This is a genomic window from Variovorax sp. 10L421 (assembly GCF_056395365.1).
This window is the reverse complement of sequence record NZ_JBFTJJ010000035.1, coordinates 19088-41229: the sequence shown is the minus strand read 5'-3', so window position 1 is coordinate 41229 and position 22142 is coordinate 19088. Positions and strand designations below refer to the sequence as shown.

Annotated in this window: 20 protein-coding genes and 2 tRNA genes; 8 read left to right on the top strand and 14 right to left on the bottom strand. The window is 66.7% G+C overall.

The genetic code is table 11. The annotated features are described in order from the left end of the window. On the bottom strand, nucleotides 1-407 hold a 407-nt coding region (locus tag AC1DFC_RS27870), incomplete at its 3' end, for an ABC transporter permease (RefSeq protein ID WP_478180417.1). A 103-nt stretch (nucleotides 408-510) separates the two neighbouring features. Here AC1DFC_RS27870 and AC1DFC_RS27865 point away from each other — a divergent pair. Beyond that, nucleotides 511-786, top strand: coding sequence for a YfhL family 4Fe-4S dicluster ferredoxin (locus tag AC1DFC_RS27865; RefSeq protein ID WP_056595128.1), 276 nt, complete (start codon nucleotides 511-513; stop codon nucleotides 784-786). On the opposite strand, the gene AC1DFC_RS27860 is transcribed toward AC1DFC_RS27865, so the two are convergent. The 8 genes from AC1DFC_RS27860 to AC1DFC_RS27825 all read right to left on the bottom strand — a co-directional run bounded on the left by AC1DFC_RS27860 (nucleotide 783) and on the right by AC1DFC_RS27825 (nucleotide 7332). Next, nucleotides 783-1199, bottom strand: coding sequence for a hypothetical protein (locus AC1DFC_RS27860; RefSeq protein WP_478180416.1), 417 nt, complete (start codon nucleotides 1197-1199; stop codon nucleotides 783-785). The genes AC1DFC_RS27865 and AC1DFC_RS27860 overlap by 4 nt on opposite strands. Nucleotides 1200-1319: 120 nt before the next feature. After that, on the bottom strand, nucleotides 1320-1952 hold the full coding sequence (gene pth / locus AC1DFC_RS27855) for an aminoacyl-tRNA hydrolase (RefSeq protein WP_007834381.1): 633 nt from the start codon (nucleotides 1950-1952) through the stop codon (nucleotides 1320-1322). A 79-nt stretch (nucleotides 1953-2031) separates the two neighbouring features. Next, entirely contained in the window at nucleotides 2032-2715 is a 684-nt protein-coding gene (locus AC1DFC_RS27850) for a 50S ribosomal protein L25/general stress protein Ctc (RefSeq protein ID WP_007834380.1), read from the bottom strand. Nucleotides 2716-2801: 86 nt separating this feature from the next. Further along, nucleotides 2802-3776 (bottom strand): ribose-phosphate pyrophosphokinase, encoded by a 975-nt coding sequence (locus AC1DFC_RS27845; protein ID WP_007834379.1) that lies wholly within the window; start codon nucleotides 3774-3776, stop codon nucleotides 2802-2804. 140 nt (nucleotides 3777-3916) lie between these two features. Continuing rightward, nucleotides 3917-3993: transfer RNA gene (locus AC1DFC_RS27840), tRNA-Gln, on the bottom strand. Between the two features lie 70 nt (nucleotides 3994-4063). Continuing rightward, nucleotides 4064-4960: a 4-(cytidine 5'-diphospho)-2-C-methyl-D-erythritol kinase gene (gene ispE, locus AC1DFC_RS27835; protein WP_007834377.1), complete on the bottom strand. Its 897-nt coding sequence runs from the start codon at nucleotides 4958-4960 to the stop codon at nucleotides 4064-4066. Next, on the bottom strand, nucleotides 4957-5478 hold the full coding sequence (locus AC1DFC_RS27830) for a lipoprotein insertase outer membrane protein LolB (protein ID WP_042673531.1): 522 nt from the start codon (nucleotides 5476-5478) through the stop codon (nucleotides 4957-4959). Before AC1DFC_RS27830 ends, ispE begins: the two co-directional genes overlap by 4 nt. Then, nucleotides 5479-7332, bottom strand: coding sequence for a tetratricopeptide repeat protein (locus AC1DFC_RS27825; protein WP_478180415.1), 1854 nt, complete (start codon nucleotides 7330-7332; stop codon nucleotides 5479-5481). Nucleotides 7333-7412: 80 nt separating this feature from the next. Between AC1DFC_RS27825 and mutM the strand changes: the two genes are divergently transcribed. The 3 genes from mutM (at nucleotide 7413) to mutY (ending at nucleotide 11345) form a co-directional block, all read left to right on the top strand. After that, nucleotides 7413-8225, top strand: a complete 813-nt coding sequence (gene mutM, locus AC1DFC_RS27820; RefSeq protein WP_042673528.1) for a bifunctional DNA-formamidopyrimidine glycosylase/DNA-(apurinic or apyrimidinic site) lyase — start codon at nucleotides 7413-7415, stop codon at nucleotides 8223-8225. Nucleotides 8226-8314: 89 nt separating this feature from the next. Further along, nucleotides 8315-10276, top strand: a complete 1962-nt coding sequence (locus AC1DFC_RS27815) for a dynamin family protein (RefSeq protein WP_007834369.1) — start codon at nucleotides 8315-8317, stop codon at nucleotides 10274-10276. 34 nt (nucleotides 10277-10310) lie between these two features. Continuing rightward, the gene (gene mutY, locus AC1DFC_RS27810; protein WP_478180414.1) at nucleotides 10311-11345 is read left to right on the top strand and encodes an A/G-specific adenine glycosylase; all 1035 of its coding nucleotides are present in this window, start codon (nucleotides 10311-10313) and stop codon (nucleotides 11343-11345) included. A 4-nt stretch (nucleotides 11346-11349) separates the two neighbouring features. Here mutY and rapZ read toward each other — a convergent pair whose 3' ends face one another. From rapZ to AC1DFC_RS27795, 3 genes are read right to left on the bottom strand one after another with little or no spacing between them, the layout of a single operon-like run. After that, nucleotides 11350-12228 carry an RNase adapter RapZ gene (gene rapZ / locus AC1DFC_RS27805; RefSeq protein ID WP_007834365.1) on the bottom strand — a complete coding sequence of 293 codons (879 nt, stop codon included), beginning with the start codon at nucleotides 12226-12228 and terminating at the stop codon, nucleotides 11350-11352. Beyond that, nucleotides 12225-13907 carry a DNA repair protein RecN gene (recN, locus tag AC1DFC_RS27800; protein WP_478180413.1) on the bottom strand — a complete coding sequence of 561 codons (1683 nt, stop codon included), beginning with the start codon at nucleotides 13905-13907 and terminating at the stop codon, nucleotides 12225-12227. The genes rapZ and recN overlap by 4 nt, the downstream gene beginning before the upstream one ends. A 1-nt stretch (nucleotide 13908) precedes the next feature. Beyond that, a complete protein-coding gene (locus tag AC1DFC_RS27795; RefSeq protein ID WP_007834361.1) occupies nucleotides 13909-14820 on the bottom strand; it encodes an NAD kinase in 912 nt (303 codons plus the stop codon). Between the two features lie 31 nt (nucleotides 14821-14851). Here AC1DFC_RS27795 and hrcA point away from each other — a divergent pair, with 31 nt between their 5' ends. Together hrcA and AC1DFC_RS27785 are read left to right on the top strand one after the other, a co-directional pair. Continuing rightward, the gene (gene hrcA, locus AC1DFC_RS27790; RefSeq protein ID WP_413314423.1) at nucleotides 14852-15859 is read left to right on the top strand and encodes a heat-inducible transcriptional repressor HrcA; all 1008 of its coding nucleotides are present in this window, start codon (nucleotides 14852-14854) and stop codon (nucleotides 15857-15859) included. Between the two features lie 30 nt (nucleotides 15860-15889). Continuing rightward, nucleotides 15890-15966: transfer RNA gene (locus AC1DFC_RS27785), tRNA-Ile, on the top strand. A 112-nt stretch (nucleotides 15967-16078) separates the two neighbouring features. On the opposite strand, the gene AC1DFC_RS27780 is transcribed toward AC1DFC_RS27785, so the two are convergent. Both AC1DFC_RS27780 and AC1DFC_RS27775 read right to left on the bottom strand, forming a co-directional pair. Next, the gene (locus AC1DFC_RS27780) at nucleotides 16079-16846 is read right to left on the bottom strand and encodes a coniferyl-alcohol dehydrogenase (protein WP_007835889.1); all 768 of its coding nucleotides are present in this window, start codon (nucleotides 16844-16846) and stop codon (nucleotides 16079-16081) included. Nucleotides 16847-16880: 34 nt separating this feature from the next. Then, entirely contained in the window at nucleotides 16881-18356 is a 1476-nt protein-coding gene (locus AC1DFC_RS27775; RefSeq protein ID WP_478180412.1) for a benzaldehyde dehydrogenase, read from the bottom strand. Between the two features lie 370 nt (nucleotides 18357-18726). On the opposite strand from AC1DFC_RS27775, the gene AC1DFC_RS27770 reads away from it, so the two are divergent. After that, nucleotides 18727-20445, top strand: coding sequence for a sigma 54-interacting transcriptional regulator (locus AC1DFC_RS27770; protein ID WP_478180418.1), 1719 nt, complete (start codon nucleotides 18727-18729; stop codon nucleotides 20443-20445). Between the two features lie 87 nt (nucleotides 20446-20532). Further along, nucleotides 20533-22035, top strand: a complete 1503-nt coding sequence (locus tag AC1DFC_RS27765; RefSeq protein WP_478180411.1) for a lyase family protein — start codon at nucleotides 20533-20535, stop codon at nucleotides 22033-22035. Nucleotides 22036-22142 lie beyond the last annotated feature (107 nt).

Below are 22142 nucleotides of genomic sequence, written 5' to 3'. Positions count from 1 at the left end.
GCCATGCCCATGAGGCCGACGTCGCCGAGCTTGTTGTGGCGCGCGGCGGCCGTCACGCCCACCAGCAGCGCGATCACGACGGTCAGGGCCATCGCCATCATGGCCAGCGGCACGGTGAGCGCGAGGCGTTCGAGGATCAGGTCGAGCACGGGCGAGCTGTAGGCGTAGCTGTCGCCGAGGTGGCCGGTCAGCAAGCCGCCGATCCAGTGCCAGTAGCGCGTCCACGCGGGCTGGTCGAGGCCGAGCTTGGTGGCCAGGGCGGCGACGGCTTCGGGCGAGGCGTCGGGACCCATGAGCATCTGCGCGGCGTTGCCTGGAAGAATTTCCAGAACGAGGAACACGATGATGGACGCGCCGATCAGCGTGCCGATCAGCGTGGCGAGGCGCTTGAATAGAAACAGACTCATGGGGCGGGGCGCAGCATAACTGACTCGTGCAACAAGTGTGCCGCGGATGTGGCCTTTGTCATTCATCGGCAGCCTGTCCGCCCGGCCCCGCGATAATCGGGGGATGGCCCTCATGATCACCGACGAATGCATCAACTGCGATGTCTGCGAGCCCGAGTGCCCGAACGACGCGATCTACATGGGCGCGGAGTTCTACGAGATCGATCCGCACAAGTGCACCGAGTGCGTCGGCCACTTCGACGAGCCGCAGTGCGTGCAGATCTGCCCGGTGGCTTGCATTCCCGTGAATCCCGAGCACGTGGAAAGCCGCGAGACGCTGATGCAGAAATACGAGCGTCTCACGGCGATCAAGGTGACGTCTGTGTCGAGCAGCGCTTAGGCGGCTGGTTTCCGTTTCTTTTTCTTGCGCTCCGAGGCGTCGCCGGCCGCCCTTGAACTCTGGCCGCCGCTGAAATTCAGGCTGGACCTGCGCGGATCGTTGGCTGCCTTGCGTGCGCGATCCCTTTCCCTCTGCTCGGACAGGGCAAGCCGTCTTTCCGCCAGCGCGGCGCTTCTGGCTTCCCGCGCGGCTCGCTGATCGCGGTCGTTGGCCGCCTTTTCCTGGGACAGCCGGGTGCGTTCCAGGTGGTCGGCGTAGGTCTGGGCGCTGCGCGTGCCGGCGTCGGCGGCCTGGCGGTCCTGGTCGCTGCGGTGGTCGTTCACCTTCACCGTCGTGCCGCCTTCACAAGGCTGGTCGGAATAGGTGTTGCCGCATCGCCAGGTTTTTGCGGCGTTTTGGGCGGACGCGCTCATGGAGAAAGCGCATGTTGCTATTGAAAATATAGCAATCCCGAGGCTCTCGGCTGTCGTTCTTTTTCTTTTCTTCCTCTGGCTCATTTTTTATTTCTCTCCCTCCTGCACTCCGATGGCCGGCTAGGTGGCGGCAGGCGTGCCTCCGTCGCCGGGCTCCCGCCGCGGCGGTTTGGGCCGGGGTGGTTTGCTCGTGTGAATGACGAGGGTCGCCTTTTCCATCTCGCCTGCCACCAGCGCAGGCAGCGCGTGCAGGGTGCGGACGATGGCGTCTTCTATCGCTTCACGTTGTTCCTTGAGCGGCTTCTTGAGCACCCAGTTGACGACCTCCGACTTCACGCCAGGGTGTCCGATGCCCAGCCGCAGCCGCCAGTAGTCGCCGGTGCCCAGTTGCGCGTGAATGTCGCGCAGTCCGTTGTGGCCGGCATGGCTGCCGCCGAACTTGAGCTTGACCTGGCCCGGCACCACGTCGAGCTCGTCGTGCGCCACGAGGATTTCCTCGGGCGCGATCTTGAAGAAGCGGGCGAGGGCCGCCACCGATTTGCCCGACAGGTTCATGAAGGTCTGCGGCTCCAGCAGCCAGATGCTCTGGCCGCCGATGTTGGCGCGTGCGGCAAGGCCGTGGTAGCTGCGCTCGGGCACGAGGTTGAGTTTCCATTCGCGCGCGACGGCGTCGATCCACCAGAAGCCGGCGTTGTGCCGCGTGGCTTCGTACTCTGGGCCCGGGTTGCCGAGGCCGACAAACAGCTTGATCATGGTCGTGGATTATCCGATCCGCCAAAAGCAAAAGGCCCGCACGGAGCGGGCCTTCGCAAAGACAGACGCGAGAAGTGGATTACTTCTTGGCGGTCTTGGCAGCCGGGGTCTTGGCGGCGGGAGCGGCCTTGCCACCCTTGCCTGCCGGTGCGGCAGCTGCGTCGGCAGCGACTGCGCCTTCAGCGGGAACGTCGGCTTCTTCAGCAGCCGGCGACACGGCCGAAGCCAGCACCGGGTTGACCTTGCCGTGGCTGACCCACTTCACGCCCTTGGGCAGCTTGATGTCCTTCAGCGTGACCGTGCCGTTCTTCTTCAGGCCCGACAGGTCGACTTCGATGAACTCGGGCAGATCGCTCGGCAGGCAGTTCAATTCGAGTTCGGTCGTCACGTGGTTGACCAGGTTCAGGTCGATCTTGACGGCTTCGGATTCTTCCTCGCCCTTGAAGTGCACCGGCACCTTCATGGTCATGCGGGTCTTGGCATCGACGCGTTGGAAGTCGATGTGTTGCACCAGCTGGCGGAACGGGTGGTATTGCACGTCGCGCAGCAGAACCTTGCTGACGGCGCCGCCGATTTCCATTTCGAGCACGCTCGCATGGAAGGCTTCCTTCTTCAGGGCGTGCCACAGCGCGTTGTGATCGATCTCGATCAGCTGCGGCTGGGTGTCGCCACCGTAGACGATGCCGGGGGTCTTGCCCGAGATGCGGAGACGGCGGCTCGCACCCGTGCCCTGCTTTGCGCGCTCAAAAGCGACGAATTTCATAACTAGCTCCTGTGAGAGTCCACCGCGACCAGTGCGACTCCGGTTCAAAAAGGCCTCCCGCAAAGGAGGCCCGCTTCATGTCCCGGTCAGAACAGGTTGTCCTGATCCGAGAACAAACTCATCACCGACTCGCCCTTGGCAATGCGCTGGATCGTTTCGGCGATCAGCGGTGCCACGGAGAGCTGGCGGATCTTTCCGCAAGCCATGGCGGCGTCGGAAAGGGGAATGGTGTTGGTCACGACCACTTCGTCGAGGGCCGAGCCCTGCGTGATGCGCTCGATGGCCGGGCCCGAGAAGATCGGGTGCGTGCAATAGGCGTAGACACTCTTGGCGCCGCGCTCCTTCAGCACCTCGGCGGCTTTGACCAACGTGCCGGCCGTGTCGATCATGTCGTCCATGATCACGCAGTTGCGGCCGTCGATCTCGCCGATCACGTTCATGACTTCGCTGACGTTGGCCTTCGGGCGGCGCTTGTCGATGATGGCGAGGTCGCAGTTCAGCTGCTTGGCCAGCGCACGGGCGCGAACCACGCCGCCGACGTCGGGCGAGACCACGATCAGGTCTTCGTAGTTCTTCGCGCGCAGGTCGCCGAGCAGCACGGGCGAGGCGTAGATGTTGTCGACCGGGATATCGAAGAAGCCCTGGATCTGGTCGGCGTGCAGGTCCATCGTGAGCACGCGCTCGACGCCGACGGTTTCCAGCAGGTTGGCCACCACCTTGGCCGAGATCGGCACGCGGCTCGAGCGCGGGCGGCGGTCCTGGCGGGCATAGCCGAAGTAGGGGATCACGGCGCTGATGCGTTCGGCCGAAGCGCGCTTGAGCGCGTCGACCATGATCAGCAGTTCCATCAGGTTTTCGTTGGTCGGTGCGCAGGTCGACTGCACCACGAACACGTCGCGCGCACGAACGTTCTGGTTGATCTCGACAGTGACTTCCCCATCGGAGAAGCGACCGACGCGTGCGGCGCCCAGCGAGGTGCCGAGGTTGTGCGCGATTTCTGCAGCAAGGCCCGGATTGGCGTTGCCGGTGAAAACCATGAAATCAGGGTGATTAGCCTGCATGAGCGCGTCCCGGCAGTGCGAATTGGCTTAGGAAGCCGCCAAAAGGTTTGTGATGCATGGCGGCCGGTGAGCCGCCGATTATTGCAGCGGGTGGGCTGCAAAAGAAGACTGCGGCCGTTGGGCCGCAGTCGTTGAAGATTTGGCAGGGGAGAAAGGATTCGAACCTTTGCATGCTGGAATCAAAATCCAGTGCCTTAACCAGCTTGGCGACTCCCCTACACGGGTCGATGGTTTTCACCATCAACCGATATATGTCGCATCGAACCGAATGAACGGTCCGATCATCTTCAGGTTGCCCACCCGCACAGCGGATGAACTTCCAGGTTGCTGCATTGACGAACCTGCCAGCCTTCGGGGGCTTCGAGCAGTTCCGCTTCCTGCGGCGCTTGCGGCATCTTCGCGAACACCGAACTTCCGGAGCCGGTCATCCGGGCCTTCAACCCCTGGGCGCCGAGCCATTCGATGGCGTCGGTGACGGCGGGGCAAAGTCGCTGGGCAACCGGCTGCAGGTCGTTGTGGCCGAAGTCGAAAACCGAAGAGCTCAGAACCGAGCTTTCCAAGTTTGTCGCTTCAGACAATTCGCTATCTGCAGCAAAGCCCGAGATTATAGCAACAGGTGTGGCGCGTTGAAGATCGGAAGCCGAAAAAATTAATCGGGTATCGAGTCCCTCGGGTGGCTTGACCACCGCGAAACGCGCCGACGGTAGTGTAACCGGTCGGATCTGCTCGCCGATGCCCTCGACCCATGCGTTGTGCCCGCCAAGGAAGAAGGGCACGTCTGCGCCCAGCTTCAGGCCGATGCGGGCCAGCCGTGACAGGGGCAGGTTCAGGCCCCACAGGCGGTTCAGCGCGAGCAGGCAGGTGGCCGCATCCGAAGATCCGCCGCCCATGCCGGCCTGCGCCGGCACGTGCTTGGCCACGCCGATGTGCGCACCCTGGCCGGGCTCGGCAAATGCCTGCAGAGCGCGGGCCGCGCGCAGGATCAGGTCGTCGGCGGGCAGCTCGGTCGTCAGGTCCTCGCGGCTCAGCTGGCCATCGCGCCGCAGTTCGACGTGGAGCATGTCGCACCAGTCGATCAGCATGAAGACCGATTGCAGCAGGTGGTAGCCGTCGTCGCGCTGGCCGGTGATGTGGAGGAAGAGGTTGAGCTTGGCCGGCGCGGGAAGGTCGTGGATCGCCTTCATGACCGCTCGAACACGATGCGCAGGTCGGCCCTCGGACTCGGCGATTCGCGCACGGCCTGCAGCCGCCCGTTGCCGAGTTGCGCAAGATCGGGCTTCCAGCCGGGAACGGGATCGTTGCGGCCCGCGAGCCAGCCGAACAGCGCGCCGACCGGGATGGCGGCGCCGGTGGCGGCCTCGATCAATGCATCGACGGAGTCGAAGCGCCGCGTCTTGCTGCCGTCTTTCAGCAGGGCCTCACCCGGCGCCCAATGCAGTTGCGCCAGCGTGCTGCCGATGGGTGTCGTGAGCGTCAGGTCGCCGGTCTCGGCGGAGCCGCGCAGCTCGAACAGCGCAGCGAAGGTCTGCACCGGCTCGCTGTCGATGCGCAGCGACATGCGGCCGCTCCAGCTGTCCGAGGGTGGGCGGGTTGAAGGGCCGCCCGAAAGCTGGGCGCAGCCCGCCACCGCAAGCAGGGCCACGCCCCCCATCGCCAGAAGGACGCGCCGGCCACTGTCGACCTGCCTGGGGGCGAGCATCATCTACGGCTTCACGCGCAGGCGCTTGAGCGTTTCCTGCAGCGTCTCGTTCTCGGCATCGCTCAGCAGGGCTTCCTTCCAGACCGTGACCGCGCGGTCCTTCTGGCCGGTGCTCCACAGGACTTCGCCGAAATGAGCACCGATTTCGGGATCGGGCCGCGTCTTGTAGGCCGCCTCGAGGATGCGGATCGCCTCGGTCGTGTTGCCGAGCCGGAACTCGACCCAGCCCAGGCTGTCGGCAATGAACGGATCTTCGGGCGCCAGTTGCACCGCCTTCTGGATCAGCGTGCGCGCCTCGTCGAGCCGGATCTTGCGATCGGCGAACGAGTAGCCCAGCGCGTTGTATGCGTTCTGGCTCTCGGGCTTGAGCTCGATAAGTCGGCGCAGCAGGCGTTCCATGTCGTCGAGGCGATTGAGCTTCTCGGCGACCATGGCCTGGTCATAGACGAGGTCGCCGTCGTCCGGCGATTTCGCCGAGGCCTGGGCGAGCATGTCGTAGGCCGCCTGGTACTGCTTCGCGTCGCGCAGCAGCTGCACTTCGGCAAGGAATTTTTGCTTCTTGTCGTCGGGCGTGCGCTCGGGCAGGCCACGGATCATTTCGCGCGCCTGGGGCAGCTTGCCCTGGCGGGCCAGCAGGGCCGCGCGGCGGGTCTGCGCGGCCACCAGCTCGTCGGCCCCATCGACGCGCGCGAGCCAGCGCTCGGCCGCTGTGAAGTCCTTGCGCCGCTCCGCCAGTTGCGACAGCGCAAAGTACGCCTGCGACACCCCTCGCTTGCGGTCGGCAGCGTCGTCGGCGTCCTTGTTGCCGCCGCGGTTGGCCGACAGTTCGATGAAGCGCTTGATCGAGGTCTCGGCCGCGGCATCCTGCCTGGCCTGCATCTGGAGGCTGCCGAGCAGCAGCCATGGCTCCGCAAGTTCCGGTCGCGACGTGGTCAGCACCTGGAGCTGCGCGGCGGAGTCGTTGAAGCGCCGGTTCTCGACCAGCACGCGCGCATAGGCGATGCGCAGGTCGGGCGCGGCCTTCGGGTTGCTGCTCAGGTAGCGCGTGACGATCGGCTCGGCGAGCGGCTGGCCGGGGTCGATCATCTCGAGCGCCAGCGCCGCAGGCGCATCGGAGGCCGGGTCGATCTCCTGGCCCTTGCGCGCAGCCTCCAGGGCGCCGGAGGCATCGCCTGCATTGAGGCGCAGACGGCCGACGGTAGCCCAGGCCAGTCCGCCGCTGGTCGGGCTCTTCAGTTCGTCGACCAGGGCCTGCTCGACCACCGAGGCGGCCAGCTTCTTGTCCGAGGCGCGCGCGTAGTTGCGTGCGATCACGGCCATGAGCAGCGGACGTTCGACTTGCGAGGTTGCAGCCACTTCGGCGCGCAGCGGCTCGACGGTTTCGCCGATGCGGTTCAGCGCGATCAGGATCTGAAGCTCGATGCGGCGCGCGTCGCGCGAGGTCGGCAGGGCTTCCTGCCAGGCCCGCGCCGCGGCGAGCGCCGCATCGCCCGAGCGCGATTGCAGGGCGATCTCGACCGCACGCTGGAACAGCTTGCCGTCGCGCAGCCGGCGAGCGGCATCGAGCACCAGCGCGTAGCCGGAGCCGGGGTCGCCGGAGCGGGCGGTCATCTCGCCCATCAGGATTTCATAGAACAGGTCGGCCGTCAGCGCAGACGGCTGCGGTGCGGGTTCGCTGGCCGCCTTGGCCGCAGTGCCCTTGGGCTTGACTGCGGGCTTCGGCTGAGCCGAGTGTTCGATGGTCAGCACGGGGCTGCCAGGAGCTGCAGGGGCGGAGGATTGTGCGTGAACCGCACAGGCCAGCAAGGCGAGGGACGCGGCCGCCGCAAGGCGGTGTCGGCGGGGCGAAAGATTCATCCGACCATAATAATCGAGGCTCCCGAATGAGCGCCCCCTGGGGCCTCGTTACCGCTGGCGTTTGCCGGAGATTTACTTTCATGCCTGAACTGCCCGAAGTCGAAGTCACCCGCCGCGGCTTTGCCGACCGCATCGCGGGCGCGCGCATCGACGCGGTGCACATCGGCAAGCCCCTGCGCTGGGCGCTGATGGTGCTGCCCGAGGCGCTGGTCGGGCGGCAGGTGCGCGAGGTGCGGCGGCGCGGCAAATACCTGCTGATCGACCTCGACCGCGGCATCCTGCTGCTGCACTTGGGCATGTCTGGCAGCCTGCGTTTCGACGCGGCGCTGCCGCTGCCCGGGCCGCACGACCATTTCGACCTGGTCACCGACCGGGGCACGCTGCGGCTCAACGATCCGCGCCGCTTCGGCGCGGTGGTCTACGTGGACGACGAGGCCGCCCCGTGGGCCATCAAGCTCCTCGGCGGGCTGGGCATGGAGCCGCTGGGCGACGCCTTCGACCTCGATGCCTTCCATGCCGGCCTCAAGAAGCGCAGGAGCGCCGTCAAGCAGGTGCTGCTGGCGGGCGACGTGGTGGTAGGCGTGGGCAACATCTACGCGTCGGAGGCGCTGTTCCAGGCGGGCATCCGGCCGACGCTGTCGGCCGCGCGCATCAGCCGCCCGCGGGCGGCCCGGCTCCATGCGGCGGTGCGTGAGATCCTGGCCCGGGCGGTGGAGAAGGGCGGCAGCACGCTGCGCGATTTCTCCAATGTGGACGGCCAGAATGGCTATTTCCAGCTCGAAGCGACCGTCTATGGCCGCGCGGGCGAACCCTGTCGGGTTTGCGCAACGCCGATCCGCCTGCTGCGTCAGGGACAGCGCTCCACCTATTACTGCCCCAAGTGCCAGAAGTAAGCGTCACAATCCGACGAGAGAAACAATCTAGAAACGGTTGTTGCCACCTCCCGATGCTATATTTGTAAGTTGTTTCTTACATATTTCCCTTGAGCCGCTCTTTCAACCAACAACTCGATCAGCACGGCGCTTGGCGAAGCAATTTCGCCCACCGGCTGCAGTGGCTGTCCCGCTGGCTGACCGAGAACGAGCTGCTCGACCAGGCGGTGGCGGAGCGCCTGCGCGGCCTCGAGACGCAGATCCGCACCAGCAAGGTCATGGTCGCCTTCGTCGCCGAGTTCTCGCGCGGCAAGTCGGAGCTGATCAACGCCATCTTCTTCGCCGGCTACGGGCGGCGCATCATGCCGGCCAGCGCGGGCCGCACCACGATGTGCCCGACCGAGCTGGGCTACGACGCCGCGCTCGCGCCCAAGCTGCGCCTGCTGCCCATCGAAACCCGCCTGGAGCCGCATTCGTTGGCCCACTGGCGCGAGAAACCCGCGCGGTGGACCGAGATCTCCATCGACGTCGGCGACGCCGAGCAGCTGGCGCAGGCCATGAGCAAGGTGGCCGAGGTGCGCTGGGTCACCAAGGACGAAGCGCGCACGCTGGGTTTCTGGGACGACGATACCCCCGACGACAACCCGGCGCAGGACGCGCAGGGCCGCGTCGAGATCCCGCGCTGGCGCCATGCGGTGCTGAACATGCCGCATCCGCTGCTGGAGCAAGGGCTGGTGATTCTCGACACTCCGGGCCTGAATGCGATCGGCGCCGAACCCGAACTCACGGTGAGCCTGATTCCGCAGGCCCATGCGGTGGTCTTCATCCTGGGTGCTGAAACCGGCGTGACGCGCTCTGATCTTTCGATCTGGCGCGAACACCTGATCACCGAGGACGAAGGCAACGACACGCGCTTCGTGGTGCTCAACAAGATCGACACGATGTGGGATACGCTGAGCCAGCCCGCCCACATCGAGCAGCAGATCGAGCGCCAGCGCGAAGGCGCGGCCCGATTGCTCGAAGTGCCGCTGGCGCAGGTGCTGCCGGTGTCGGCGCAGAAGGGCCTGCAGGCCAAGATCCAGCACGACGGCCAGTTGCTGGAGGCCAGCCGTCTGCCGGCGCTCGAATCCCTGCTGGCCGAAGGCGTGCTCGGCAAGCGTGAAACCATGCTGCGGCTGGCGGTCGACGCGGGCATGACCGCGCTGCGCGCCGAGGCCGAGCGCATCCTGAAGGTGCGCCAGCGCGACCTGTCCGAGCAGGCGCTCGAACTGCAGGGGCTGCGCGGCAAGAACGTCTCGGTGATCCGCCACATGCGCGCGCGCATCGACCAGGAGCACACCGAGTTCGAAGGAAGCAACACGCGCATCCTGGCGCTGCGATCGGTGCAGGGCAAGCTGCTGCGCGAGGTATATGCCGTGCTCGGCCGTACCGCGCTGAAGGCCGACATGGTGCGGCTGTCGGCCGCGCTCAAGCGCCCCGGCGTCAAGTTCAACGTGCGCAAGGTGTACGCCGAGACCTTCGACTCGCTGCGCAACAACCTGCGCGAAGTGCAGGCGACCACGGCGGAGATCCAGTCGATGCTGCACGCCACCTTCCGCCAGCTCAATGCCGAGCAGGGCTTCACCCTGCAGGCGCCGGCCGAGCCCGACCTGACGGGCTTCGAACAGGAGCTGGGCCAGATCGAGCGCAGCCACATCCACTACCTGGGCGTGGGCAACCTGCTGAAGCTCGCGCAGGCCGATTTCTGCGACAAGCTGGTGCGTGCGCTGGCCAGCCGGCTGCGGCTCGTCAACGAAGCGGCCATGACCGAGGTCGAGCGCTGGAGCAAGGGTGCGAGCGCGCAGATCGACGCGCAGCTCAAGGAGCGCCGCCGCAATTTCAGCAAGCGCATCGAGGCGATCGAGCGCATCCAGAGCGCGGCGGGCAACCTCGACGAGCGGCTGGTCGAGCTTGCCTCTCAGGAGAGCAACCTCACCGAGCTTCATGTGCAGCTGCGCGAGTTCACATCGATGATCGCGCAGCACGGAAGGCCGCAGGCCGCGGCCACTGTCGGCGAGCTGCGTGCGGCCTGAAGTTTCCGTCTCCACGGCGGCTGCAACCCTGCCATTGCCCCCCGATTTCGCCTCGCAGATCGTGAGCTGGCAGCGCAGCCACGGGCGCAGCCAGCTGCCGTGGCAGAACACCCGCGACCCGTACCGCGTCTGGCTGTCGGAGGTGATGCTCCAGCAGACGCAGGTGTCGACGGTGCTCGGCTACTTCGCGCGCTTTCTCGAACGATTTCCCGACGTGAAGGCGCTGGCCGCCGGCACCGAGGACGAGGTGTTCGGGCTCTGGAGCGGGCTGGGCTACTACAGCCGGGCGCGCAACATGCACCGTTGTGCGCAGGATGTTGTCGCGCGCTTCGGCGGCGAGTTTCCGCGCACCGCCGCCGAGCTCGTCACCTTGCCCGGCATCGGCCGCTCGACCTCCGCGGCCATTGCGGCGTTCTGCTTCGGCGAGCGCGTGGCGATCCTCGACGGCAACGTCAAGCGCGTGCTGACGCGCGTGCTCGGTTTCGCGGGCGACATGTCTTCGGCGGCGCAGGAGCGTGCGCTGTGGGATCTGGCGACGCAATTGCTTCCTCCGGCCGACCAGAAAGAAGCCATCGCGCACTACACCCAGGGCGTGATGGACCTGGGTGCCACGGTCTGCCTGCCGCGCAAGCCGAGCTGCATGATCTGCCCGGTCAACAAGACCTGCGCGGCCCTGCGGGAAGGCGCGACGGAGCGATATCCCGTCAAGACGCGCAAGCTCAAGCGCAGCGCCCAGTCGCTCTGGGTGCTGCTGGCGCGCGATGCGCACGGCCGCGTGTGGCTGGAGAAGCGGCCGTCGAAGGGCATCTGGGCGGGGCTTTATTGCCTGCCCGTGTTCGACAGCCGCGAAGACCTTCTGGCCGTGTTGCCGACGACTGCGCAGCGCGGCCTGCAGGACCTGCCGGCCTTCGTGCATGTGCTGACCCACAAGGACCTTCACCTGCACCCGTTGAAGCTTCAGGGCGGCCAGCCGCAAGGCGAGGGTGCGCGCTGGGTCGGTGCGGACGAGTGGGGCCGGCTGGGCCTGCCGGCGCCGATGCGCAAGCTGCTCGAGGGCAGCGAGGCTTAGGCAGTCAGACCGCGTCGAGCTCGCGGTGCCGCTTGAGCGCACCCCAGCGCGCACCGAAGGAGCGCGCCAGCTGCTCGACCAGGAACACCGAACGATGCTGCCCGCCCGTGCAGCCGATGGCCACAGTCACGTAGCTGCGATGGTCGCGCGCCAGCGCATCGAGCCAGTGCGCAAGGAACTGCTCGATGTCGTCGTACATGCGTGCCACGTCGTCGTGCTCGCGCAGCCATTCGATCACCGGCTCGTCGCGGCCTGTGAGCGGGCGCAGCGCGGGCACGTAGTGCGGATTGGGCAGCATGCGCACGTCGAACACGTAATCGGCATCGAGCGGTACGCCGCGCTTGAAGGCGAATGACTCGAACACCAGCGTCAGCGCGCTCTGGGGCGCGGAGATCAATGACTTGATGTAGCTCTGCAGCTGCGCAGGCCGGATCAGGCTGGTGTCGATCACGTCGGCGCCGTCGCGCAGGTCGGCCAGCAGCTCGCGTTCGAGCTCGATCGCCTGCATCAGCACGCGATGCTGCTCGGGCACGTCTGTGCGGCCCTCCTGGCGCGAGAGCGGGTGGCGGCGGCGGGTTTCCGAATAGCGGCGCAGCAGGGCGTCGGTGGTTGCGTCGAGGAACAGCGAACGCAGCGAGATCTCGCCGTCGCGCTGCAGCGCGTCGAGCTGATGCGGAACGATCGGCAGCGAGACGCCGCTGCGCACGTCCATGGCGATGGCCACCCGCGTGGCCTGCTGCTCATGCTGCAGCGCGACGAACGGGGTCAGCAGCTCGGGCGGCAGGTTGTCGACGCAGTAGTAGCCAGCGTCTTCCAGCGCGTGCAGGGCCACCGACTTGCCGGAGCCCGACATGCCCGTGATGAGCACGAGGTCGAGGCTCATGGCGCGGTCGCCGGAGTCTTGTGGCCGAGCAGCTCGCGTGCATGCGCGAGCGAGGTCTGCGAGACCTTCTCGCCGCCCAGCATGCGGGCGATTTCCCTGGCGCGGTTGTCGTCGTCGAGGCGCGACACGCCGCTTTCGGTGCGCGGGCCGTCCTTGCCCGCCGCCGCCGTCTGGCGCTTGGCCACCACGAGGTGATGGTCGGCGCAGGCGGCCACCTGGGGCAGGTGGGTCACGGCGAGCACCTGGCGGTCGCGGCCGAGCTGCTTCATGAGCCGCCCGACCGTCTCGGCCACGGCCCCGCCGACGCCGGCATCGACCTCGTCGAAGATCAGCGTCTGCGCGGCGCCGAGCTGGCTGGTCGTGACGGCGATGGCCAGCGCAATGCGCGACAGTTCGCCGCCCGAGGCCACCTTGCCGATGGCCCGGGGCGTGCTGCCGGTGTGGCCGGCAACGAGGAAGGCCACGTCTTCGAGGCCGGCGCGGCTGGGCTGTGCCAGCGGCTGCAGTTCGACGTCGAAGCGTCCGCCCTGCATGCCGAGGCCCTGCATGGCGTCGGTGACGGCCTGGGCGAGGCGGGGGGCGGCCTGCTTGCGGGCCTTGCCCAGCGCCTTGGCTTCTTTCATGTAGGCCTGTTGCGCGCCTTGCTCGGCACGCTCCAGGCCTTCGAGATCGCTTTGCGCATCGAGCGCCTGCAGTTCGGCCTGCCAGCCGGCCAGCAGCGCCGGCAGCTCGGCGGGTGTGCGCTTGTAGCGGCGCGCAAGCGACATCCACAGGCCCATGCGTTCATCCAGCTCGGCCAGGCTCTGCGGATCGGTGTCGGCGTCGCGCAGGTAGCCGTGCAGCGTGTGGGCCGCGTCGGAAGCCTGCGCCACGCAGGAGGCGAGCACCTCGCCCAGCGCGCGGAACTCGGGCTCGATGTGCTCGCAGTTCTGCAGCAGCGTGGCCGCCCGCGAGAGCGCGGAGAGGGCGCCGCTGTCGTCGTCTTCCAGCGCCTGGCTGGCGCCCTGGGCTGCGTCGATCAGCGCTTGCGCGTTGGAGATGCGCGAGTGGTTGGTCGACAGCTCTTCCCATTCGTCGGCACCCGGCGCGAGCTTGGCGACTTCGGAGATCTGCCACTGCAGCCGTTCGCGTTCGCGCTGCAGCGAGTCTTGCGCCGAGCGCGCATGTTCGAGCGCCGAAAGCGCCTGCCGCCAGCCCTGCCATGCGGCGTCGAGCGCGTCAGTGCGCACGCCCGCGTAGGCGTCGAGCAGGCCGCGCACGGCTTCGGGCCGCGTCAGGCTCTGCCAGGCGTGCTGGCCGTGGATGTCGAGCAGACGGTCGCCGAGTTCGCGCAATTGCGTGGCCGTGGCCGGGCTACCGTTGATCCAGCCGCGGCTGCGGCCCTGCAGGTCGACGGTGCGGCGCAGCAGCAGCGCGTCGCCGGCCTCGAAGCCGCCCTCGTCGAGCCACGTGTCCAGGGCCGGGTCGGCGTTGAATTCGGCGCTCACGTCGAGCCGCTCGGCGCCTTCGCGCACGGCGCCCGCGTCGGCGCGGTTGCCCAGGGCCAGCTGCAGTGCGTCGATCAGGATGGATTTGCCCGCGCCGGTCTCACCGGTCAATACCGTGAAGCCGCCGGACAGGTCGAGTTCGAGTGATCGCACGATCACGAAGTCGCGCAGTGCGATGCGTCGCAGCGCCATTTCAGGAGCCCCCTTCGTTCCAATGAAGTTTCTTGCGCAGCGTGTCGAAATAGCTCCAGCCGCGCGGGTGCAGGAAGCGCACCCGGAAGTCGGAGCGGCGCACCACCACGCGGTCGCCGATCGCGAGCGAGGCCAGCGACTGCATGTCGAAATTGGCGCTGGCGTCGCGCCCGCCCACCAGCTCGATCACGATCTCGTCGGCATCAGGCAGCAGCACGGGACGGTTCGATAGGGTGTGCGGCGCGATCGGCACCAGCACCCAGCCCGGCACCGCTGGATGCAGCAGCGGCCCGCCTGCCGACAGCGCATAGGCGGTCGAGCCCGTGGGCGTGGCGATGATCAGGCCGTCGGCGCGCTGGTTGGCCACGAAATGGCGGCCCACCGACACGCGCAGCTCGACCATGCCGGAGGTGGCGCCGCGGTTCACGACCACGTCGTTCATCGCGAGCGCGTCGAACACCGAGGCGCCGTCGCGCACGACCTGTGCATGCATCAGGCTGCGGTGGTCCTCCTCGTACTCGCCGGCCAGCATCGGAATCAGCGTGGCCTGGTAGTTGTCGAGCGGGATGTCGGTGATGAAGCCGAGCCGGCCGCGGTTGATGCCGATCAGCGGAATGCCGTAGCTGGCGAGCTGCCGGCCGATGCCGAGCATGGTGCCGTCGCCGCCGACCACCAGGCCGAGGTCGCAGCGCTGGCCGATTTCCTCGACGCTCAGGGCTTCGTAGCGCGGATGGGCGGGGGCGCCGTCATCGTCGTCTTCGCAGGTCGAGCGCTCGACGAACACCGTGCAGCCTTGCGATTCGAGGAAGGTGCCGATGCCTTCCATGACGCCGTCGCGCGCATCCGCCTGCGCTCGGGCGCCGGAAGCCTGGTATTTGCCGATCAGGGCGACGTGACGAAAGCGAGAGGTCATATCTCACAAATTACAACACTAAAATCTTGCAATGCTGGACGACCGTGCCAAGTTGCTGCTCAAGACGCTCGTCGAGCGCTATATCGCCGACGGGCAACCCGTCGGCTCGCGAACGCTCTCGCGTTCGCCGGGGCTCGACCTGTCGCCCGCGACCATCCGCAACGTCATGTCCGACCTCGAGGCGCTGGGGCTGATTGCCAGCCCGCACACCTCGGCCGGCCGCATCCCCACGCACCGCGGCTACCGCCTCTTCGTCGACACCATGCTGACCGCCGAGCGCGAACAGATGAGCACGCCGAGCCTGGCGCCCGACCAGCCGCAGAAGGTGATCGCCAATGCGGCGAACCTGCTGTCGAACCTGTCGCAGTTCGTCGGTGTGGTGATGGCGCCGCGGCGCGCTTCTGTGTTCAAGCAGATCGAGTTCTTGCGGCTCTCCGAGCGGCGCCTGCTGGTCATCATCGTCTCGCCCGATGGCGACGTGCAGAACAGGGTGATCTTCCCGGAGGCCGACTATTCGCAGTCGCAACTGGTCGAGGCCTCGAACTACATCAATGCCCACTATGCGGGCCTGACCATCGAGCAGGTGCGCGATCGTCTCCAGTCCGAGATCGAGAAGCTGCGCGGCGAGATCGCCGCCCTGATGCAGGCTGCGGTGCAGGTCAGCTCCGAGGTGCTGACCGAGGCGCAGGAAGACGAAGTCGTGATCTCCGGCGAGCGCAACCTGCTGTCGGTGAGCGATTTCTCCAGCGACATGGGGCAACTGCGCCGCGCCTTCGAACTCTTCGAGCAAAAGGCCCAGCTGATGCGTCTGCTCGATGTGTCGAGCAAGGCCGAAGGCGTGCGCATCTTCATCGGCGGCGAAAGCCAGGTCGTGCCGTTCGAGGAGCTTTCCATCGTCAGTGCCAACTACGAGGTCGATGGGCAAGTCGTGGGCACGCTGGGCGTGATCGGACCGACGCGCATGCCCTATGAACGCATGATCCAGATCGTCGATATCACGTCGCGGCTGGTCGGCAATGCGCTGAGCCACCGCAAGTAGGGCGCTGCGGCGAATAGAATCGTGGCCAGTGGGCCGTTAGCTCAGTTGGTTAGAGCAGCGGACTCATAATCCGTTGGTCGATGGTTCAAGCCCATCACGGCCTACCACCCAATGCGCCGCAGCGGGGTCATTTCCCGTCGGCAAGGTACTTGCCCACCTCAAGTCACGCCGCCAGCCGGCCGCCACGTCGAGCATGGCGGCGGCGTGGGTCATCGCGGCTCAGATGTATGTCGATGCCAGGCCGCCGTCGACCGGGATGCTGGCGCCGCTGATCCAGCGCGCCTGATCGCTGCACAGCCACGCGATCACCGGCGCGATCTCGTCGGCGAAGCCGGGGCGCAGCATGCGGTGCGCATCGGCCTGCACCCGCTCCTGGCCGAGCATGCTCACGAAGTCGCCCAGGATCGGCGTGAAAACCGGCCCCGGCGCGACGCAGTTCATGCGCACGCCGTGTTCCAGAAACCATTTCTGCGACTGCGTGGCGCTCCAGACGATCAGCGCTTCCTTGAAGTACTGGTAGCAGGTCTCCTGCGGCACGGGATGGTCGCGCAGCCAATGGGCACCGGCCTCGAAGCCTTGCGCGGCGGCCAGGGCCTTGTGCGGCGCCAGTCGCTGCGGCCATTCGGCGCCGAGGATGGAGGCCACGTTGACGATGGAACCGCCGCGCGGGATGCGCGGCAGCGCCTGCTCGGTCAGATGGCGCAGGCCCAGGTAGTTGACGTCGGCGACCAGCTTCACGGGCGCCGTGCCGGGCACGCCGGCGATGTTGCACAGCGCGTCGAAGCGTTCGGGCAATTGCGCCACGGCCGCATCGATGGCGGCGACAGAACTCAGGTCGGCCTTGACGAAGCCGTCGAGCGTGAGGCTGGGGTCGTTGCGGTCCATGCCGATGACGCGGGCGCCGGCAAAGCGCGCGATGCGCACCACCTCGGCGCCGATGCCCGACGACACGCCGGTGACGACGATGGTTTTTCCTTCAAGCTGCATGAAATGTCTCCTTTGTGGATTCGGTCGCTGGCATTCAGAACGGATAGGCGTGCGCCGCCTGCTTGATGGTCAGCCACTGCCACTGGGTGTATTCCTCCCAGTCGGCCGGGCCGCCGACGCTGCTGCCGTTGCCGGCGATGCCGGGGCCGCCGAAGGGGTTGACGCACTCGTCGTTGACGGTCTGGTCGTTGATGTGGACCATGCCGGAGTTCAACTGCGCAGCCATTGCCATGGCACGTCCGATCGAGGGCGAGATCACCGCCGAGGCCAGGCTGCCCTGGTGGTTGTTGGCCAGGGCCACGGCCTCGTCGTCGGTCTTGAAGGTGATGATGTTGGCGACGGGGCCGAACACTTCCTCGTCGTACACGCGCATGCCGGCCTTCACGCCCGCCAGCACCGTGGGTTTGTAGAACAGGCCGTCGCTGCTGCCGCCGGCCAGCAACTGGGCGCCGGCCGCGATGCTGTCCTGCACGATGGCGTGCACCCGGTCGCGCTGCTTGGCGTCGATCAGCGGCCCCAGGGCCACTTGGCCGCTGGCGCCGTCGCCCACCGGCAGGTGCTGGGCCTTCTCGACCAGCCGCTGCGTGAAGGCGGTGGCGATGCTCTCGTGCACGATGATGCGATTGGTCGCCATGCAGATCTGCCCCTGGTGCAGGTAGGCGCCCCAGGCGGCGTTGCTGGCCGCGATGTCGAGGTTGGCGTCTTCCAGCACGATCAGCGAGTTGGCGCCACCCAGCTCCAGTGTCACCTTCTTCAGGTGGCGCCCCGCCAGTTCACCGATGCGCCGGCCCACCGCGGGCGAGCCGGTGAAGGCGATCATCGGCACGCGCGCATCGGTCACCAGCGCTTCACCGGCGGCGGCGTCGCCGGGTAGCACCTGCAGCAGACCGGGGGGCAGGCCCGCCTCTTCGAACACGCGGGCGATCATGAAGCCGCCGCTCACCGGTGTGCGCGAGTCGGGCTTGATCACCACGCCGTTGCCCGCCGCAAGAGCCGGCGCCACGGTTCGAAGGGTGAGGATGAGCGGAAAGTTGAAGGGCGAGATCACGCCCACCACGCCCCGCGGCACGCGCCGCGCCAGGCTGGTGGTGCCGCTCGCGCTCGGCAGGACCTGGCCCTGCGCCTGCAGGGGCATGGCCGCCGCCAGATGGCACAGGGTGATGGCCTCGCGCACCTCGTGCTGTCCCTTGGGCAGGATGGCGCCGGTCTCCCGAGCGACGTAGAGCGCCATCTCGTCGAAGTGCTGCTGGAACAGGGCCGCGGCCCGCAGGAGCACCGCGGCCTTCTCGCGCGGCGCAACCTGCACCCAGCTTTTCTGCGCTTGCGCCGCGGCGGCTGTGGCCAGCCCCACGTCCTGCGCATCGGCGATGCCGACGGCCGCCATCACCTGGCCCGTGGCCGGTTCGACGACGTCGCGCGCACCGCCTGCGGACGCGACCCACGCGCCGTTGAACACCTTGCCGGCCCAGGCTGCCGGGTCCAGGAACGCCGGTTTCTGCGAAACATCCATGACTCACCCCTTGCGAAAAAATTGATCGGCTGGCCGCGGGCGGAAATGTCCGCGGCACCCGCCTTCTTTTCGCAACGGGCGTACCAGCGGCGCCGCGGCGGGGTGGCTCAACGCCGCCGCGCGATGGTGTTTTCATTGGGAGATTAGGGGAATTCCCGAGGCTGTACTGGTTATTCGAAATAACTGGTTTACCCTGATCTGCAGTTTCACCAAATGATCAAAAATCGGCCGCTCGTTTCACCAAACGATGAGCTGAAAATTGACCAAAACCGCCAACTCGCCGTTCCCGGAGCGGATCTCACTGGCCGACGTGGCACGCGCCACCGGCGCCGCGCTGGGCCGTTTCGACGGCGCCGAAGCGACGCGTGCAATGAGCCGCTTCGAGGCCTCGCACGTGGGCAGCGAAGAGCATCCGACGATTGCCGACATCAGCGAGTGCCTGTTCTTTTCGCCCGGTGATGGCCGCATCTGGCTGCAGGATCAGCGCATGGTGCTTCTGCACACCGAGGCGCTGGGGTCTCTGCGACGCGAGCTCATCGACAGCCTGGGCCAGGAGAGCGCCCGTGGTCTCTTCACACGCGCGGGCTACGTCAGCGGCGCGCGCGATGCGCAGCTGGTGCGCAAGCATTGGCCCGACGCCGAACCGGCCGCCGCCGCCATGGCCGGCACCCGCCTGCATGCCCTGGAAGGCCTGGTGAAGGTCGAGCTGGTGCACGTGCGCTATGACCCCGAGACCTCGGACTACGAGGGTGAATTCATCTGGCACCACTCGATCGAAGACGACGAGCACATCGCGGCCTACGGCATCGGCGGCTCGCCGGCCTGCTGGATGCAGGTGGGTTATGCCACCGGCTACGTCAGCACGCTGTTCGGGCGGCTGGTGGTGTTCCGCGAAGTCGCCTGCCGCTCGATGGGCGAGAGCCAATGTCGCGTGATCGGCAAATCGGCCGAGCGATGGGACGATGTGGAAGAAGACATGCGCTACCTGCGCGCGCGTGACTTCGTCGGCGCGTCCCAGTACAGCGGCGTGGGCGGCGCGGAGCCGTGGGCCGCCGCGTTGCCCACGCCGCCGCGCAAGAACGACGCGATGGTGGGCGCATCGTCGGCTTTCAACGCGGCCTGCCACCTGCTGCATCGCGTCGCGCCAACCACGGCCACCGTGCTTTTCACCGGCGAGTCCGGCGTCGGCAAGGAAAAGTTCGCCAGCATGCTGCACAGCATCGGTCCGCGGCGCGACAAGCCCTTCGTCGCGGTGAACTGCGCGGCCATTCCGGAGACCCTGATCGAGTCCGAGCTGTTCGGCGTGGAGCGCGGCGCCTACACCGGCGCCGGCGCGGCGCGGCCGGGACGCTTCGAGCGCGCCCACGGCGGCACGCTGTTCCTGGACGAGATCGGCACGCTGAGCTACGCGGCCCAGGGCAAGCTGCTGCGCACGCTGCAGGAAGGCGAGGTCGAGCGCGTGGGTGGTACGCGCAGCATCCAGGTCGACACGCGCGTCGTCGCGGCCACCAACGTCGATCTGCGCCAGGCCGTGCGCGAGGGCAAGTTTCGCGACGACCTGTTTTTCCGACTGAACGTCTTTCCCATTCACCTGCCGCCGCTGCGCGAGCGGCGCGACGACGTGCCGCTCCTGATGAGCCATTTTCTTCGGCACTACGGCCGCAAGCACGGCCGCAAGGTCACCGGCTTCACGCAATCCGCCGTCAAGGCGCTTCTGAACTACGACTACCCCGGGAACATCCGCGAACTGCAGAACCTGATCGAGCGCGCCGTGATCGTCGCGCCAGAGGGGGCCCTGCTCGATGTTCACCACCTCTTCACGAGCGGCGAGACGCTGGACAAGAACGTGCTGTCGGTACGGCCGGATGGGCACTTGGCGGGCGGAGACGGCGTCCTGTTGCCGCGGTCCGTGCCCACAGGCCAAGCCATGGCGGACCGCGTCGGCTCCGGCTCATTGGGACAAGTGGAGGAGACGCTGATACGCCGTGCGCTGGAACAATGCGGGGGAAACCTCTCCGCGGCGGCGCGCGTGCTGGGTGTCACGCGCCCCCAACTGGCCTACCGTGCGCGCAAACATGGATGCCGATGATTGCGTATGCAGAGCCCGATCAGTCCGATGGACGCGCGCGTTTTTTCACGTATGCCGTCGCGACAACCTCAACTACCGGAGGCAAGCTTGAAATTTTCGATCTGTACCCTCGCGGCAGCCCTGGCGCTTTCTTTCACCGCACTGCAAGTTCTTGCTCAGACCAAGCCAGCGCGTGACGAGTTCTTCTGGCTCGGGGAGATCAACAAAGCCTCCGCAGTCATCAACATCGACGAAGGTTTGCTGGATCGGTCCATGGGGCCGCTGGTCTACTCCGGCATCACCAAGGTGTTGGTCGATGGGGGCAAGCCGGGGGGCAAGCGCCCAACGAACGTCATCACTTTCGAGCCATTGCTGATTGACGCCGTAGGCCCTCAGATCACTCTGCTGCATGCCGGCCGCTCGAGCCAGGACATGCTGGCGACGCTGCGCTCGGCCATCTTGCGCGACGACATGCTGGCTTTGGCCGAGCAGCTGAACAAGACGACCGGCACCCTGGTGAAGTTGGCGGACAAACACAAGGACACCATCGTTCCCAACTACACCAACGGCGTGGCCGCCCAGCCCAATAGCTATGGCCACTATCTACTGGGAATTGCGGCCGGCCTGGACCGCGACGCACAACGGATCCGCGAGGCCTATGTTCGGATCGACCGCTCGTCCATGGGCACCACGGTGCTCAACGGCACCAGTTGGCCGCTGAACCGCAAACGCATGGCGGATTACCTGGGTTTTGCAGCCACGGTAGACAACGCCTATGACGCATCTCAGGTCTCATCCGTAGACGAGCCCGTCGAAGCAGCTGCCATCGTCAGCGCCATCGCCCTGCATGCCGGCATGTTTGTCGAGGACGTCATGGCGCAATATTCCCAGGCTCGTCCCTGGATCTTGCTGCGCGAGGGAGGCGAAAACACCTATGTGTCCAGCGCCATGCCACAAAAGCGCAATCCGGGCCTGCTCAACAGCACTCGCCGCGACGCATCGACTACCTTGACGCTTGGCATCGGGGCAGCGCTTCTGGCACACAATATTCCGACAGGCATGAGCGATGCGAAGGACGCCAGGCCTACCAGCGCGATGATCCGCAGCGCCATCGGCGTGCTTGGCAACTGGGACAAGATCCTCGGGGCGCTGGTTGTCGATCCGGAGCGGGCACTGGAGGAGCTCAACAGCGATTGGACCGCCTCCCAGGAACTCGCCGACGTTCTGATGCGCAGGTACAAACTGCCTTTCCGTGTCGGGCACCACTTCGCTTCAGAAGTGGTGGAGTACGCCAAAGCCAAGAACATCAAGCCACTCGACTTCCCCTATGTGGAAGCACAACGCATCTATGCCGAAACGGTGAAAGGCGAGTTTGCAACTGCGCTGCCGATGTCCGAGGCGGAGTTTCGATCGTCGCTCGACCCTGCCGCTATCGTCAAGAACCGCCAGACCGCTGGAGGTCCGCAGCTGAAAGAGATGGACCGGATGTTGAGGGAGTCGACGAAGCGCGTTGCCGAGCAGGAGGCTTGGATCAACGCGCGCAGGGCGGATGTCTCGATCGCATTGGGACGGCTCGATTCGGCTTTTGAAAAACTGGGGGCGGGCCGCTAGTTCCGCTCACGCGTGTTCGCACCGGTCGGAACGCAGAAGCCTGCGGTCGACCGGCTCAACCCGTCATCGAACAAGGCACTGGCTGCGGCAAAGGTTCGCGCGCATGG